15 protein-coding genes are annotated in these 14,908 nt (G+C 39.6%); 7 read left to right on the forward strand and 8 right to left on the reverse strand.

Annotation, left to right across the window (positions count from 1 at the left end):
- Positions 1-107: 107 nt before the first annotated feature.
- Positions 108-362, forward strand: a complete 255-nt coding sequence (locus WAX86_RS07435) for a hypothetical protein (protein ID WP_065172057.1) — start codon at positions 108-110, stop codon at positions 360-362.
- A 136-nt stretch (positions 363-498) separates the two neighbouring features.
- On the opposite strand, the gene WAX86_RS07440 is transcribed toward WAX86_RS07435, so the two are convergent.
- The 5 genes from WAX86_RS07440 to potA all read right to left on the reverse strand — a co-directional run bounded on the left by WAX86_RS07440 (position 499) and on the right by potA (position 5,864).
- Positions 499-1,542, reverse strand: coding sequence for an extracellular solute-binding protein (locus WAX86_RS07440; protein WP_044175573.1), 1,044 nt, complete (start codon positions 1,540-1,542; stop codon positions 499-501).
- A gap of 367 nt (positions 1,543-1,909) precedes the next feature.
- Complete coding sequence (locus WAX86_RS07445; RefSeq protein WP_065172056.1) at positions 1,910-2,947, reverse strand: extracellular solute-binding protein; 1,038 nt, start codon at positions 2,945-2,947, stop codon at positions 1,910-1,912.
- A gap of 190 nt (positions 2,948-3,137) precedes the next feature.
- The gene (potC, locus tag WAX86_RS07450; protein WP_036763913.1) at positions 3,138-3,905 is read right to left on the reverse strand and encodes a spermidine/putrescine ABC transporter permease PotC; all 768 of its coding nucleotides are present in this window, start codon (positions 3,903-3,905) and stop codon (positions 3,138-3,140) included.
- Complete coding sequence (gene potB / locus WAX86_RS07455) at positions 3,905-4,762, reverse strand: spermidine/putrescine ABC transporter permease PotB (RefSeq protein ID WP_005299479.1); 858 nt, start codon at positions 4,760-4,762, stop codon at positions 3,905-3,907. Before potB ends, potC begins: the two co-directional genes overlap by 1 nt.
- Positions 4,746-5,864 carry a spermidine/putrescine ABC transporter ATP-binding protein PotA gene (potA, locus tag WAX86_RS07460; RefSeq protein ID WP_005299476.1) on the reverse strand — a complete coding sequence of 373 codons (1,119 nt, stop codon included), beginning with the start codon at positions 5,862-5,864 and terminating at the stop codon, positions 4,746-4,748. The genes potB and potA overlap by 17 nt, the downstream gene beginning before the upstream one ends.
- A 444-nt stretch (positions 5,865-6,308) precedes the next feature.
- On the opposite strand from potA, the gene WAX86_RS07465 reads away from it, so the two are divergent.
- From WAX86_RS07465 to WAX86_RS07485, 5 genes are all read left to right on the forward strand, one after another.
- The gene (locus WAX86_RS07465) at positions 6,309-7,130 is read left to right on the forward strand and encodes a hypothetical protein (protein ID WP_151183118.1); all 822 of its coding nucleotides are present in this window, start codon (positions 6,309-6,311) and stop codon (positions 7,128-7,130) included.
- Positions 7,131-7,286: 156 nt separating this feature from the next.
- Entirely contained in the window at positions 7,287-7,886 is a 600-nt protein-coding gene (locus tag WAX86_RS07470) for a DUF2987 domain-containing protein (RefSeq protein ID WP_237030034.1), read from the forward strand.
- A gap of 173 nt (positions 7,887-8,059) precedes the next feature.
- Positions 8,060-9,292 carry a peptidase T gene (pepT, locus tag WAX86_RS07475; protein ID WP_341488550.1) on the forward strand — a complete coding sequence of 411 codons (1,233 nt, stop codon included), beginning with the start codon at positions 8,060-8,062 and terminating at the stop codon, positions 9,290-9,292.
- Between the two features lie 141 nt (positions 9,293-9,433).
- Positions 9,434-9,835 carry an MbcA/ParS/Xre antitoxin family protein gene (locus WAX86_RS07480; protein WP_036763907.1) on the forward strand — a complete coding sequence of 134 codons (402 nt, stop codon included), beginning with the start codon at positions 9,434-9,436 and terminating at the stop codon, positions 9,833-9,835.
- On the forward strand, positions 9,826-10,500 hold the full coding sequence (locus WAX86_RS07485; protein WP_341488551.1) for an RES family NAD+ phosphorylase: 675 nt from the start codon (positions 9,826-9,828) through the stop codon (positions 10,498-10,500). Before WAX86_RS07480 ends, WAX86_RS07485 begins: the two co-directional genes overlap by 10 nt.
- A gap of 52 nt (positions 10,501-10,552) precedes the next feature.
- Here the strand turns inward: WAX86_RS07485 and WAX86_RS07490 are convergent, their stop codons facing one another.
- Positions 10,553-10,858 carry a hypothetical protein gene (locus tag WAX86_RS07490; RefSeq protein ID WP_065172052.1) on the reverse strand — a complete coding sequence of 102 codons (306 nt, stop codon included), beginning with the start codon at positions 10,856-10,858 and terminating at the stop codon, positions 10,553-10,555.
- A 166-nt stretch (positions 10,859-11,024) separates the two neighbouring features.
- A complete protein-coding gene (locus WAX86_RS07495; protein WP_341488552.1) occupies positions 11,025-12,506 on the reverse strand; it encodes a carboxypeptidase M32 in 1,482 nt (493 codons plus the stop codon).
- 336 nt (positions 12,507-12,842) lie between these two features.
- On the opposite strand from WAX86_RS07495, the gene WAX86_RS07500 reads away from it, so the two are divergent.
- Positions 12,843-14,018, forward strand: coding sequence for a D-alanyl-D-alanine carboxypeptidase family protein (locus WAX86_RS07500; RefSeq protein ID WP_109375025.1), 1,176 nt, complete (start codon positions 12,843-12,845; stop codon positions 14,016-14,018).
- A gap of 131 nt (positions 14,019-14,149) precedes the next feature.
- Here the strand turns inward: WAX86_RS07500 and WAX86_RS07505 are convergent, their stop codons facing one another.
- A complete protein-coding gene (locus WAX86_RS07505) occupies positions 14,150-14,905 on the reverse strand; it encodes a hypothetical protein (RefSeq protein WP_341488553.1) in 756 nt (251 codons plus the stop codon).
- Positions 14,906-14,908 lie beyond the last annotated feature (3 nt).

Consider the following 14,908-nt stretch of genomic DNA (forward strand, 5'->3'; position numbering starts at 1 on the left):
AAGCTTGATGTATAACAATTGATCGCTATTTAGCATTTTTGCCCAGTTGCCAAGGCAAATGCTAAGAATATAATTCATCACAACTAATACATGTGAGGTTATATTCAATGTCTATGAAACCGCTTTTTTATGCTGCTATCGTTGCTGCAACCACTTTTAGTTCAATGGCATTAGCAGCATCTGCATCTATCTCATGGAGTGGTCGAGTGCCTTCTGGTGAGCCAGTTAATGTGAGCACGGATGGTAAGGTTGTTACTTATGAAGCATGGAATAAAGCTCAAGTTGAGGATCTTAAAAATAGTTCTCAATTTGAAGTAACGCCTGTAAGTAAAGAAGTGAGCTTACTTTCAGTTAAATTATAAGAACAATAACGCGAACTCTTCGTTAGTAATGTAGCGATACATTATCAAGATACCATGGTGTTTAAGAAGAGCTATAAACAAAAAGCCGAGCTATTAATAAGCTCGGCTTCTTTTTTTGTTGCGTTAGAGCAGTGTATTATTCACCTGCTTTTAGCTTTTGGAAGTACTCTTCGTAAAGCTCGTTTGCGCTACCAACGCTGTTCTGCCACTCACCAGCATCAAGTACTGATTGTGGTGGGTAAATCATTGGGTTATTAACAAATGATTTAGGTAGGAATTTCTTCGCAGTCGCAACAGGGGTTGGGTAACCAATTTGCTGTGCGATCTTCGCAGCGTTTTCAGGACGTAGAAGGAAGTCAATCATCTTGTATGCAGCATCAATATGTTTAGCTTGAGCTGGAATTGCTAAGCTATCCATCCAGAAGATTGCACCTTCTTTTGGCCATACGATATCAATTGGCGCGCCTTCTTGCTGAGCCTGGTATGCAGAACCATTCCATAGCATACCTAGAGAAGTTTCACCCGCCATGTATGGGTTAGCAGGGTAGTCAGAGTTAAATACTAATACATTAGGCATCAGCTTCTTAAGCTCTTCGTATGCTGCTTTAATTTGTGCAGGATCTTTTGTATTACCAGAATAACCTAGCTTGCGAAGACCAATGTGGAAGAACTCACGAGCATCATCCATCATCATTAATTGACCTTCCCACTTAGGATCCCATAAATCAGCCCAGCTGTGGATTTTAGACTTGTCGATAACGTCAGTATTTACACCAATACCTGTTGCGCCCCAGATGTACGGAATAGAGTAATCGTTATTTGGGTCAAAAGGCTTGTCTAGGAAGTTAGGGTCAAGATCTTTGAAGTGTGAAAGTTTAGAGTGATCGATCTTTTGTAGCATGCCTTCATCACGCATCTTAGATACGTAATAAGTTGAAGGAACTACTAAGTCGTAACCTTCACCGTTGGTCTTAAGCTTTGCATACATAGTTTCATTCGACTCATAGGTCGAATAAATCACTTTAATGCCTGTTTCTTTCGTAAACTGTTCAATAACATCTTGAGGAATGTACTCAGACCAGTTGTAGAAATACAGTTCGTTGTCTGCCGCAGACGCTACGCTTGAAAACATAGCCATTGCGCAAACAGCGCCGGTCATTAAAGAAGACCATTTTTTCATTTCTTTTAGCTCCTAACTAAAATACAGGATTTTTCGAGAGTGTTCTCTAGCGGAAAATACCGCCCCCTAGTTTTTGGTGTATTTCACTAGTAAATGGGTAACTAGAACTACGACCAAGTGATTAATAATTAATTGATCAGGCTTGGTATAGAAACATATCTATTATGAATCATAAAGATGGCATAAGTATAGCAGAGTATGATGTGCTGTTAATAAATTATCGAGATATTTACTAATCGCTGGAGAATTTATTATCAGTTGTTAGGGGATATAGCAGAATATGGTATCGATAGTTGGAAAGGTATGTATTTTTAATGTTATCAAAAGTACTGCGAGTAGCAAATTAATGCTACTCGCAGATAAGATATTAATTATCGCCTGCTTTCAGTTCGAGGAAATAATTCTCATAGCGGTTATTCATTGTACCTACCGCATCTTGCCATTCACCACGGTCAAGGTCTTCTTGAGGTGGGAACAGTGTAGGGTTATCTTTGTATTTCGCATTAGACTTTTCTACTGCGGTCAAATAACCTGTTTCCTCAGAGATTTTAGCTGCAATCTCAGGGCGCAATAAGAAATCGATCATCTTATGTGCGGCTTCTACGTTTTTAGCATTTTTTGCAATAGCTAAACTATCTACCCAGAAAATCCCGCCTTCTTTTGGCCAGATAAGCTTAATTGGTAAACCTTCTTTTTGTGCCGCTGCCGCAGATCCATTCCACAACATACCTAAGCCAACCTCACCGGATAAATATGGCGCAGCAGGGTTGTCTGAATTAAATACTAATACGTTAGGCATCAGTTTTTTCAGCTCTTCATACGCTTCATCAATCTGTTTAGGATCGGTTGTATTACCTGAATAGCCCAGTTTACGCAGAGCAATATGGAACACTTCACGAGTGTCATCCATTAACATTAACTGGCCTTTTAGCTCTGGGCGCCATAGATCAGCCCAGCTATTAAAGTCATCTGGATTATACATATCGGTATTAACCGCAAGGCCAGTCATCGCAATAACGTGTGGAATAGAGTAATCATTGCTTGGATCAAACGGCTTATCTAAGTAGTTCTTATCCAGCTGATTAAAGTTTGTTAGTTTACTTTTATCAATCTTCTGTAGCATTCCTTCATCGCGCATTTTGGCAACGAAATAGGTCGAAGGAACAACTAAGTCATAACCTTCAGGATGCGCACGTAATTTGGCATACATGGTTTCATTTGACTCGTAAGTCGAGTAGATCACTTTAATACCGGTTTCCTTGGTGAATTGCTCACGCAGCTCAGTGGAGATGTAAGGACCCCAGTTCATAAAAACAAGTTGTTTGTCTTTAGTCTCTTCTGCTGCCACATTTAGGCTAGCAGACAGTAGAGCGGAACCGATCAAAAGAGATGACCATTTTTTCATTCGAGTATCTTCATAGATGAAAGAGATAAAAAGTGGAGCGCAATCTAAAGCAGGAAAGGATTTTTGGATAGTGAAAATGTGTGTCTAAATGTAACGAATGGCGTGAGTTTCTAATAGGGTAGGAATTTGTGATAAAAAAATGGCTAACTCAATAAGTTAGCCATTTAATTTAGTGCGCAAAACTGAGTAATTATACTTTTTCTCGAGCCAGTAACTGAGAACAGATAACTAGAACAAGAGAGACAACCAGCATGATTGTCGCTAGTGCATTTACTTCAGGTGAAATACCAACTTTAACCATTGAGTAAATCTTCAAAGGTAAGATCTCGTACGTTGGACCTGTTGTAAATGAACTGATAATTACATCATCCAAAGATAGGGTAAAGCTCAATAGCCAACCTGCTGCAACAGCGGGTTTTGCCAATGGTAGAATAATCTGTTTTAGAATTACCCACTCACTTGCACCCAGGTCACGAGCTGCTTCTAACATTTTCACATCAAAGCCTTTTAAGCGGCTATATACGGTTACCACAACAAATGGTAAACAGAATGTGATGTGCGATAGTAGTAGAGTCAAGAAACCCAGTTCTGCACCCATTAGTAGGAACAACGCAAGTAGCGAAATTGCCATTACGATATCTGGTGACATCATAACGATAAAGAGCATACCTGTTACAAACTTCTTACCCTTAAACTGATAACGGAAAAGGGCAACCGCCGTTAAGCTACCAATTAATGCTGCTGCAGTTGCTGAGAAAACAGCGATAGTGATCGAGTGACCAGCAGCTTGCATCAAGCTATCGTTCGTAACGAGTTGTTCATACCATTTGAATGTAAAGCCATCCCATTTCATACCAAACTTGCTGGCATTGAATGAGTTTACAATCAGGATGATGATAGGTGTATACAAAAAGGCATACACCACACTCATAAAGCTAAATTTAAATAAGCGACCCATTATTCTAAATCCACCTTACGGTTAAGAAGTTTACCTGCACGGTAGTACGCATAAAGCAGTACAGCCATTGCTACCGTTAGAGCGATACTTGTCGCTGCACCAAACGGCCAATCACGCGCATTTAGAACTTGGCTCTTAATTACGTTACCAATAAGAAGGTTTTTCGCGCCACCTAATAGGTCTGATACATAGAACATACCTAGAGCCGGTAATAAAACAAGCAAACAGCCTGCGATGATACCTGGCATAGTGAGCGGGAAGATCACCTTAGTAAAAGTTTGGAACTTGTTCGCGCCTAAGTCACGAGCCGCTTCAATATAAGTATTGTCTAGTTTTTCAATAGCCGAATACAGTGGCAGTACCATAAACGGTAAAAGGATATAAACCAGACCAATCATTACTGCATATTCGGTGTACATAATGCGCAGCGGCTTATCAATAATGTCTAAATACATTAGCGTGTTATTTAATAAGCCACGGGTGCCCAGCATGATTTTTAGACCGTAAGTACGGATCAGTGAGTTGGTCCAAAACGGCACAATCACTAAAAACAGCATAAATGGACGCCACTTTTCAGGCATTTTTGCAATCGCGTATGCAAAAGGGTAACCAATCAATAAACACAAAATGGTTGCAGTCAACGCCATATAGAAGGAGTGCCACATCACTTTTGCGTAAAGAGGGTCGAACAAGCGGGTATAGTTATCCAGCGTGAACACCATCTTGATTAGGTTCGCATCATCTCGAGTTAAGAAACTTGTTCCGATGATCATTAGGTTTGGCATGAAGACAAAAACAACAAGCCAGCCAACGATGATCGAGATGATGATATTTTGTAGATTAAACTTCTTGCTCATCAGCTAGTACCACTTCCCAACTTTCAACCCAGGTAATGGCAACTTTCTGATCAAGAGAGTGGTCTACATCAGGATCATCTTCATTGAAGAATTCACTAACCATTACATTTTTGCCAGATTCTAGTTGTACAACAGAATCAAGAGTCATGCCTTTATAGGTACGTTCACGTACATAACCAAGGATGCCAGATACGCTATCGCCATTATGAATTTCTTCAATGCGAATATCTTCTGGACGAAGCAGTACCTTCACTTTATCACCAGGATTTACATCTAAATCACATAGGATAGTTGCTCGGCGGCCTTCAACATCAGCTAAAATACGTTTTTCATCAACACGTTCTTTAACGATAGCGTCAAATACGTTAATTTCACCAATAAAGCGCGCAACAAATAGGTTTGTCGGCTCTTCATAAATTTCACGAGGTGAGCCATCTTGTTCAACATTACCATCGCGCATAACAATAATGCGGTCAGACATTGACAGTGCTTCTTCCTGATCGTGCGTTACGAAGATAAAAGTAATACCCAGTTTACGTTGTAGCTGTTTAAGCTCGATCTGCATTTGTTTACGTAGTTTGTAATCCAATGCAGATAAAGATTCATCTAACAATAAAACTTTTGGTTTGTTAACAACTGCACGGGCGATAGCAACACGTTGCTGCTGGCCACCAGACAATTGATGTGGTTTACGAGGGGCAAACTTATCTAACTGCACCATACGCAATGCTTCCATTACACGAGGTTCAATTTCACTCGCACTAACGTTTTGCATGCGTAAACCAAACGCAACATTGTCAAACACTGTCATATGAGGGAACAGTGCATAACTCTGAAACACAGTATTTACATGGCGTTGTTCAGCCGGAATACTAGTGACATCCTTACCATCAATGATAACCTGACCGTTGTCAGCATTCTCAAAGCCAGCAATTAGACGTAGTACCGTGGTTTTACCACAGCCCGATGGACCTAGGATGGTTAAAAATTCACCATCGTTAACATTTAGATCCAAACCCGAGATGATCTGCTTACCGTCAAAGCTTTTGCCAAGACCCTTCAGCTGAATCACAGGTTTCTTAGATGTTGTTGCAGCGTTCAATTCTACGTTATCTCCACCCAGGAACCATGTACTGATTCCATTATTTTGGTAAATTTAGGGTGCGCATAATAGACGTGATGTTTTGCAATTTAAAGCGTTTTTTTCAAAAAAATATAAATATTGCAATGCTTTATAAGCATTACATTAATTATAAAATTAAGCATTATTACCGAGTGATTACTACTTAAACAAATAGCATCACTCTGAACGCTTTTTCTACGAAACGTGTCCTCATACGACTCCTAATGTTCTTGATACATCTCTATTGTGCCAAATACTTACAGAAAATTGTAACCTTTTGGACGAATTAAATAATTATCGGGTAAAAAAGGGACAAATTAAAGCGATTTGGATTAATTTTCTCTATATATGGTTTCGAATCACGTCGTGAGTAACGTACAATAGCAGTAGGTCAATTAGAATTTTGAGAATATGAAAGAACCAATGACAAAGAGCTTTCACGTTGGTGGCTCAATTGAGAAAGCCGTAAAAGGTGAAGTCGAATTAAAAGCAGTCGATGTGTTGCAAGAAGCTTGGAAGGTAACAGCGAAACATTTCTTTCGTTTTTTACCTGCAATTATTGGCTTGTTTGTTGCGCAAATTGCACTGTTGCTATTAGGTCTTAAAGTCCAACTTGGTGATCCTAATATTTTCTTTAATGCTTTTATTACGGGAGAGGGCATAACACCGGATTTGATGCAGTCTGCTCTAATGGCAAATTTCTGGTCTGATGTTCTGATTGCACCTTTATATGCCGGTGTAAGTTTAATGGCATTAAACCATGCGGTTGGTCTGCCAACAAAACCGGGACAGATTGTACGTGGTTTTTCTTTTACTCTTGTATCTATTATTACTATGTTACTGACGTCTTCTATTCAGGGCATTGGTAATACAATCTTCCCATTGGTTGGTTTGTTTTTAACGATGGCGTTAAGTTTAGCCATGACGTTGGTGTGTGAAAAGCGAGTAACACCACTAAAAGCAATCCAGTACTCGTTTATGGCGACCGTACGTAAGTTAATGCCAATGACAGCTATTTACCTTGTGATCCTCATTATGATGTTCATCTCAATGGCGACAGCAGGTCTTGGTTTACTTTGGACTCTGCCATTCTTCTTTAATGTGAAGGCCATTATTTACCGCAATATGTTTGGTATTACACTACAGGTAATGACAATTGAAGGTGACAATAAAGATTCAACGCCACCACCATCAAGTCCAGAGAATGGTTCAACAAGCTCTCAAGGCAACACTTTTGATGCTTAATAATTGATAAATCTTGAACTTTATAACAAGCGCATGGTTATATTTAGCTATGCGCTTTTTTTATAACTGATATTTAAGACTTAGCTATCAAGCTATTTCTAATGCACTATAACTTTATAGTTGTGATATCAATATAACGTAACCATGGATGGAACAATGAACTTTCGTAATACGCTATATCTTGGTTTAGCTTTAATAGGGAATCATGTCTTTGCTCAAGATCTCAACCTTCGCTACGCAGAGCTATATAACAAGCAGCGATATAATCAGGAGAGTTCTTTGGTTGAAGTCAGATCTTTTTTGATTGATAAGCAAAGTCAGCAAGCTTGTGTCATTAAACAGATTATCATGTATTCAAAGCAGCATTCAGAGCAATTACCGCTGCTTGCTAATGGGGAAGTGAAAATACCGGTTGATGCCCATTTAAGAAAAGTGAATCCAGATATTAAGATTAGCGTAGCAGATGGCCAAGATTGCAATTTTCACTATCAATTCACCTCTAAGCGAACGCCTCATAATACGATTACAGGAAAAGAAGCCTTACAGTACCAAATGGCATTTAGTCAATTAATGACAAATCTCAGCGGTATGGTCGGGTCATGGTTTGTTCCAAAGGTGACAGGGATTGAAGTTCATTTTAAAGATTCATCAAGTACCGATAAATTATGGATAAATGAATTTACTGCTACGGATAATAAACATTATGAGCTCGCTATAGAATCAATTACTCCGCTGTTTGATCAGAGTAGTAATTAATTTTGCAAAAAATGATTCATCGCATGGTGATATTACGCAAATTAGTTAAGATAAATAACAATATTTGGGGCTCACTCCCAGATTTCTTTTATTTAGGTCCAAGCTGTTTTCACTGACTTTTTAGCACGTTGATATTACTTGGATATGTAACACCGAACAGAGAAGAGTGTAAGATGGATAATTTAATCAAACGGTTTCTTCGCTACGTTAGCTTTGATACTCAATCAAATGGCGCAAATACAAATTGTCCAAGCACTCCAGGACAGCTTACTTTCGCCCAAGAGCTACAACAAGAAATGATCAACATCGGCTTACAAGATGTTAGCCTTGATGAAAATGGTTATTTGATGGGTCATCTACCTGCCAATGTTGACTATGATGTACCAGCCATCGGTTTTGTAGCCCACATGGATACCGCTCCTGATGCATCGGGTAAAAACGTGAAACCTCAAATTGTTGAGAACTATCGTGGTGGTGATATCGCATTGGGCATAGGAGATGAAGTTCTTTCTCCTATACAGTATCCAGATCTCAATAAGTTACACGGTCACAATATTATTACAACTGATGGCTCGACTTTGCTCGGTGCCGACAATAAAGCGGGTATTGCTGAAATCATGACAGCAATTGAGGTACTGGTTGCAAATCCAGAGCTTCCGCACGGTAAAATTTGTGTTGGTTTTACACCAGATGAAGAGATTGGCCGTGGTGCAAACCTCTTTGATGTTGAGAAATTTGGCGCTCAATGGGCATATACCATCGATGGTGGCCCAGTTGGAGAGCTTGAGTTTGAAAACTTTAATGCGTCATCGGCACAAGTTATTGTTCACGGCATTAATGTTCACCCGGGTACTGCCAAGGGTAAGATGATTAACTCAATGAATATTGCCGCTAAATTCCAACTTATGATGCCAGCTGATGAGACCCCTGAATGCACAGAAGGGTATGAAGGTTTCTATCACTTAACGTCAATGCAGTCATCCGTTGCAAAAACTCAGTTGAACTACATTATTCGTGATTTTGATCGTGATGGCTTAGGGCAACGTAAAGCTTTTATGCAGCAGAAAGTTGATGAGTTAAATGCAGAGCTAAATAAAAAAGGTCGAATTGAGCTGTCTATCACTGATAGCTACTACAATATGCGTGAAATGGTAGAGCCATATCCTCATATTATCGAGTTGGCTAAGCAGGCTATGGTTGAGTGCGATATTGAACCTGATATTAAGCCAATCCGTGGTGGTACTGATGGCGCACGTTTATCCTTTATGGGATTACCTTGCCCGAACATTTTTACGGGCGGTTATAATTTCCATGGTATTCATGAATTCATCACCGTTGAAGGGATGGAGAAAGCGGTAAATGTGATTGTTAAGTTGGCAGGAAAAACGGCTCTTTCCAACAAATAATTAAAATATTTAATGAGCCTCATCGCATTGTTTCTTTTGTTAGGATAGCAGTGTGGTGAGGCTTTGTTGTTTCTGGAGTATTATTTTACAAAAGTCTCAAAATGGATTAAATTTAATTTAAAGTCCACTTGAGGATTAATTATGAATTTAGCAAAAGAAACGGGATTTGATCCCAAAGCACTTTCGATGGCAGGGTTTAAAGCGGCTGATAATATTTTATCATCGTGGGGATGTACGGCGCAGCAGAGTCAAAATATTTTAAAACTCTCTAAATCGTCATACCATAAATTTAAGGCCAATCCAGAAACCACAAAGCTTAGTGATGACCAACTTGAGCGAGTAAGCTATCTCCTTAATATTCATCAAGCTTTGCGAATTGTCTTTAGTAATCCTGCAAACATTTATGGCTTTATGACAATGAAAAACCATAATGATTTCTTTGCAGGCAGGACACCTTTAGAGATCATTGAGTCGGGTAAATTTGGTGATTTGTATGAGGTTGCTCGTCGAGTTGATGCATTACGAGGTGGCTTGTGGGGGTAAAAATAGAATACAAAGGTCATCGATTGATTAATACTAAGTATCCACCGATTGCTTTATTTGATGATGTCGCGAGCCCTGAAGAATTTGAGATGCTATATGCCATTCAAGCTCTTACTAATCCTAGATTACGAGATGAGGTTGGTGATATTTGTTTAATTGACCCTGCCGAGATCCCATTTAATTGTCTGCGTGGTCGAAGTTATGCTGTTGCACCTTTTACCCATATCAATCCAAAGGGTGGTCGATTTAATGATGGATTATTTGGTGCATTGTATGTGGCTGATAATGCGCATACTGCGGCACTTGAAGTGAGATTCCACCAGCAACAGTATTGGCAAAATATTGAAGGGTTAGAGTACGATCGATTTTTATTCCGAGGTTTACTTATCTCTCATCAATCAGCCCCTATATATCATGTGTGTGGTGACGATTCCGCTATTCTCAACCCAGATTGTTATGCCGCAGCACAACAATTAGCTCGCAAAGTAAAAAAAGAAGGTTTTCAGGCAATAGAATATCCATCCGTGCGTGCTGAAGATGCGCTATGTTGGGCGATATTTACCCCAAAGCCTATTACGGATGTTGTTCAAAGCTATCTTGTTGAAATGATCTGGAATGGCGAGCAAATTGCAGAAGTTAATACAGTTGAAAATTTGGGAGTGTAAGTTAAGAAAAGGGCGCAGAAATATGCACCCTTAATATTTGTCTATTAGCAAATTACTTGTCAGATTTTTTCAATTCTTCTTCAGCTTTCTTTGCTTCTTGCTCTAAATCTGGGTGTTTCTCAAAGTGATCAACTGCCCAAGTATTTAATTTACGAAGAATCGCTGTAACCGCATGCTCTTTAGATGCGTGTTCTCCTGTTGGAAGCGCAATTTCTTCTTTACCATGAAGGCCTGTCTCATCTTCTGCAATATGAAGCCAATCTGGGTGCCAATAAAATGATTGACCCTGATCGGTAATCCAGTTGTGAACGCCACAGTTTTCGCCACGATAGTTCAGATCACTTGCTTTGTATGTCATTAATTTTTCCTTGTATACATCAGGGTGATACCTAGCTCTGTAGGTATACATTTATCGTCCTAATTAGTATAAGTTTTTTGGAGCAATAATCTGTGACTAGAGCTCCAAAAATGATACTAAATGTTACTTTAATTGTAAGCTAATTGTGACGTATATCTTAATGTGATTACAAATAACGACTTTCTAAATGCTCTTTAAAGTAGCGAGGATTCAGACTTTCTCCGGTTGCTTGACGAACAAGTTCATCAGTAGAAAGGGTTGAGGCTTTACTCCAGATGTTGGTTTCTAGCCAATTAAATATCGGACTAAGGTCGTGTTTTTCTATAAGTGCATCAACATCCATTTCACGTTTAATAGCAGCCATAAATTGTGCAGCATACATGGCACCTAAAGTATAAGATGGGAAGTAACCAAAGCTGCCATCTGTCCAGTGGATATCTTGCATACAGCCATCTTTAAAATTATCGGTCGTATCTAAGCCTAAGTACTGCGCCATCTTTTGCTGCCAAAGCGCAGGGATATCAGCAACTTCAATATTACCTTCAATTAAATCGCGCTCTATTTCGTAACGTAAAATGACGTGAGCTGGATAAGTGACTTCATCTGCGTCGACACGAATAAAGCCTGGTTTAACACGAGTCGTTAACTTGCCTAGGTTTTCTGCCGAAAGGGAAGCATCATCTGCACGGTTAAACACATTCTGAATTTCAGGTGCTAACCATGCCATAAACGCTGTGCTACGAGATAACTGCATTTCAAAAAACAGTGATTGTGATTCATGAATTCCCATAGAACGGGCTTCACCCACAGGTAGGTCACGCCATGTTTGAGGTAAGCCTTGTTCGTATCGAGCATGGCCAGTTTCATGAATGACACCCATTAAAGCAGAAGAAAAATCGGTTTCATCGTAACGGGTCGTAATACGTACATCGGTAGGCACGCCACCACAAAATGGGTGAGTACTGATATCAATACGACCATGGTTAAAATCGAAATTCAAGATCTCCATTGCTTTAATACTGAGTGTTTTTTGTTGCTCTATTGGAAATGGGCCTTGAGGGATCTGAATATTTTCTTGTGCTTGCTTTGCTTGAACCTTTTGAATTAACTCTGGAAGCCAAGTTTTAACCTCGCTAAAGATAGCGTCTAAGGTCTCTGTCGTCATTCCTGGCTCATATAAGTCAACTAGAGCGTTGTACTTACTTGTTCCTGTGATTTTTGCGCGCTCAACGGCTTCTTTACGAGAAAGTTCGACGACTTTTTCTAGATTAGCTTTAAAACCATCCCAATCATTGTTAGCGCGTTGAGTTCGCCAAGCATGTTCACATTGAGAACCCGCTAAAGATTGAGCTTCCACTAGATCAGCAGGTAAGGCAGTATATTGTTGCCATTGGCGTTTCATTTCATTAAGGCTGACTTTATCGTCATGACTTAATTCTTCTTTTTCTGCTAGTTCATACCAATTTGCAAGGTATTCAGCTGTTGCTAGGTCATGTTTCATAACCGCAAGTTCGGCCAGTGCTTCTGAACGTGCCGTATTACCACCAGATGGCATCATTGCCGCCTGATCCCAACCGCAGATCGCACTTAAATGATTAAGTCGAGAGAGTTTTCGTGCATGTTGTTCTAGTTTTTTATAGTAACTCATCTGTTTTGATCCCGATTTTAGTTAGTCAACGTAGCTAGGATAAATCACATTGTTCGATGTTGACAATCAAACGCTGTAGATAATTGTATCTGTTGTGTGTTTTTTGCTCAGGATTTCATGCTGTTACAACAGTAAATTTGTGATATCGATCGCTAAAATTTCACTAAAAATGTAACAAAAATTATCATTTCGTAAGACCGTGTGTAGCTCACACGTTTTCTTTAATTCCTAAGATATACTGGCACAACCAGTCTGCATATTTATATTTATCTATTGCTATGGATATATAAGCCTGCAGATTGGATTGATGATTTACCAAAGGGACATCGCGTTAAGATGAAGAAAACCTCTAAATTGATTTCAGCAGTGAGTGCATCAGTATTGTGTTCACTGTCTTTTTCTAGCTTTGCTGCACCATCGGTGATTCCTGATGCACCGTCGTTAAGTGCAAAAGGTTATGTGTTGATGGACTATCACACTGGCCGCGTGTTAGTTGAACATAATGCTAACGAAAAACTAAACCCTGCAAGTTTGACCAAGTTGATGACAAGTTACGTCGCAGGTCAAGAGATGAAGCAGGGCAATATCTCAAAAGATGATGTGGTTGTTATTAGCCGTAATGCATGGGCTCGTAACTTCCATGACTCATCGAAAATGTTCATCGAAGTGGGTGCTGAAGTACCTATGATGGATTTGTTTCGAGGCTTGATTATTCAGTCTGGTAATGATGCGAGTGTCGCTATTGCTGAGCATGTTGCCGGTTCTCAAGATGCCTTTGTTGGTTTGATGAACTCATGGGCGAAAAAGCTGAATATGAACAATAGCCGTTTTGCGAATGCTCACGGCCTTGATCATGATGACCTTTACAGTACGCCTTATGATATTGCGCTATTAGGTCAAGCTCTCATTCGTGATTTACCTGATATTTATCCGTTATATAGTGAAAAGTCATTTACTTATAACAACATTACCCAACGTAACCGTAATGGTCTACTGCACGACTCTAGTATGAATGTTGATGGTATGAAGACAGGTTATACAAGTGGAGCAGGCTACAGTTTAGCAAGTTCAGCAACAGAAGGTGACATGCGTTTAATTGCTGTGGTTATGGGAACAAAAAGCCCTAAAATCCGCCAAGCAGAAAGCAAGCAACTGTTGAATTATGGTTTCCGCTTCTTTGATACGGTATCGCCGCACAAAGCGGGTGATGAAATCATGACTGAACGCATTTGGATGGGTGACAAAGAGCAAGTTAAGCTTGGCGTTGCTGAAACTAGCTATGTGACACTGTCACGCAATGATGTTAAGAAAATGACAGCAAGCGTTGAAATGACAGGGCAGTTAGAAGCTCCGATCGAAAAAGGCCAACAAGTGGGTAAAGTCATTTACTCGGTTGATGGTAAAGATGTTGCCTCACAACCGCTTGTTGCTCTTGAAACGGTTAACGAAGGTAGTTTCTTTAGCAAGATCATCGATATGGTGAAAAAGTTTGTGTATGGCTTGTTTAACTAACAAGGAGTTTTAAATAAGCTCGAACACTTGAAGTAATATAATCAAAAGGCCGCGAGTAATGAACATACTGGCGGCTTTTTAATATCTAGGGGTTTAGTTCTAACTCTCAATCTCTTATAGACCAATAACCGTTATTGGATTAAATCAGTAAAAGGGTCACTATTGTTTTTAACTGCGGGATCGTTAACTTGAGATAGGGCTTCTTTGCTTGCAATCCATCCTCGTTGCTTGGTTGTTCTAAGATGATACTCTTGATTATCATCCGATCGAATCTGACCCTCTGTGGTGTTGTTAAACTGAGTGATATTTCCAATATTTCGACCTTGTTGATTGGCTAGTTTTACAATTTTAAGATCACTTCGAGGTTGACTGACATTAGTAATAATTACTGTTTGAGCCTCTCCACCTGGTAATGTTAAGTCCAACTGATCACCAACCGTTAGGGCATCCAATAAGTTATTATCCAATTCAAGATAGTTTTCATCGGGCAGTTCTGTGATTTGCTGTTCAGACACGACGGCTTTTTTTAGTTGAGGGTGAAAGTGCCAAAGCGGTTGATCAATGATGGTTATAGATTGAGGGAGTGTCGATGTTTGATGGTTTTCTGCCGTACCAAATTGCTCTAATTGTTCAAAACTAGGCTCTTCCACGTAAATATCGGACAGCTGTTGATCGATCGTATCCGTCACTTGTTGTAGTTGGTGAAAATTACTCGGAGGATCAATAACTCGATCTAAATCATCTTCACTAAAACGCTCTAATGGCACTTTGATTTGTTTCGGTTGTAACTCTTGTACCTGTTTATGTTCATCTGGTACAAGAAAAAGGTAACCAATAAACAGCGCCAATAGAATAAATAAGATGGTCAGTACAAGAGAACGGGACATAAC

It is taken from the genome of Photobacterium damselae subsp. damselae, from assembly GCF_038086725.1.
GTDB lineage: Bacteria > Pseudomonadota > Gammaproteobacteria > Enterobacterales > Vibrionaceae > Photobacterium > Photobacterium damselae.

Excerpts from the sequence above, each read along its gene's own strand:
- WAX86_RS07480 (WP_036763907.1), top strand. The coding sequence starts at position 9,434 with ATGAATTTAGCAAAAGAAACGGGATTTGATCCCAAAGCACTTTCGATG.
- potB (WP_005299479.1), bottom strand. The coding sequence starts at position 4,762 with ATGAGCAAGAAGTTTAATCTACAAAATATCATCATCTCGATCATCGTT.
- WAX86_RS07445 (WP_065172056.1), bottom strand. The coding sequence starts at position 2,947 with ATGAAAAAATGGTCATCTCTTTTGATCGGTTCCGCTCTACTGTCTGCT.
- potC (WP_036763913.1), bottom strand. The coding sequence starts at position 3,905 with ATGGGTCGCTTATTTAAATTTAGCTTTATGAGTGTGGTGTATGCCTTT.
- WAX86_RS07490 (WP_065172052.1), bottom strand. The coding sequence starts at position 10,858 with ATGACATACAAAGCAAGTGATCTGAACTATCGTGGCGAAAACTGTGGC.
- WAX86_RS07505 (WP_341488553.1), bottom strand. The coding sequence starts at position 14,905 with ATGTCCCGTTCTCTTGTACTGACCATCTTATTTATTCTATTGGCGCTG.
- WAX86_RS07465 (WP_151183118.1), top strand. The coding sequence starts at position 6,309 with ATGACAAAGAGCTTTCACGTTGGTGGCTCAATTGAGAAAGCCGTAAAA.
- WAX86_RS07470 (WP_237030034.1), top strand. The coding sequence starts at position 7,287 with ATGAACTTTCGTAATACGCTATATCTTGGTTTAGCTTTAATAGGGAAT.
- WAX86_RS07495 (WP_341488552.1), bottom strand. The coding sequence starts at position 12,506 with ATGAGTTACTATAAAAAACTAGAACAACATGCACGAAAACTCTCTCGA.
- WAX86_RS07500 (WP_109375025.1), top strand. The coding sequence starts at position 12,843 with ATGAAGAAAACCTCTAAATTGATTTCAGCAGTGAGTGCATCAGTATTG.
- WAX86_RS07440 (WP_044175573.1), bottom strand. The coding sequence starts at position 1,542 with ATGAAAAAATGGTCTTCTTTAATGACCGGCGCTGTTTGCGCAATGGCT.
- WAX86_RS07435 (WP_065172057.1), top strand. The coding sequence starts at position 108 with ATGTCTATGAAACCGCTTTTTTATGCTGCTATCGTTGCTGCAACCACT.
- pepT (WP_341488550.1), top strand. The coding sequence starts at position 8,060 with ATGGATAATTTAATCAAACGGTTTCTTCGCTACGTTAGCTTTGATACT.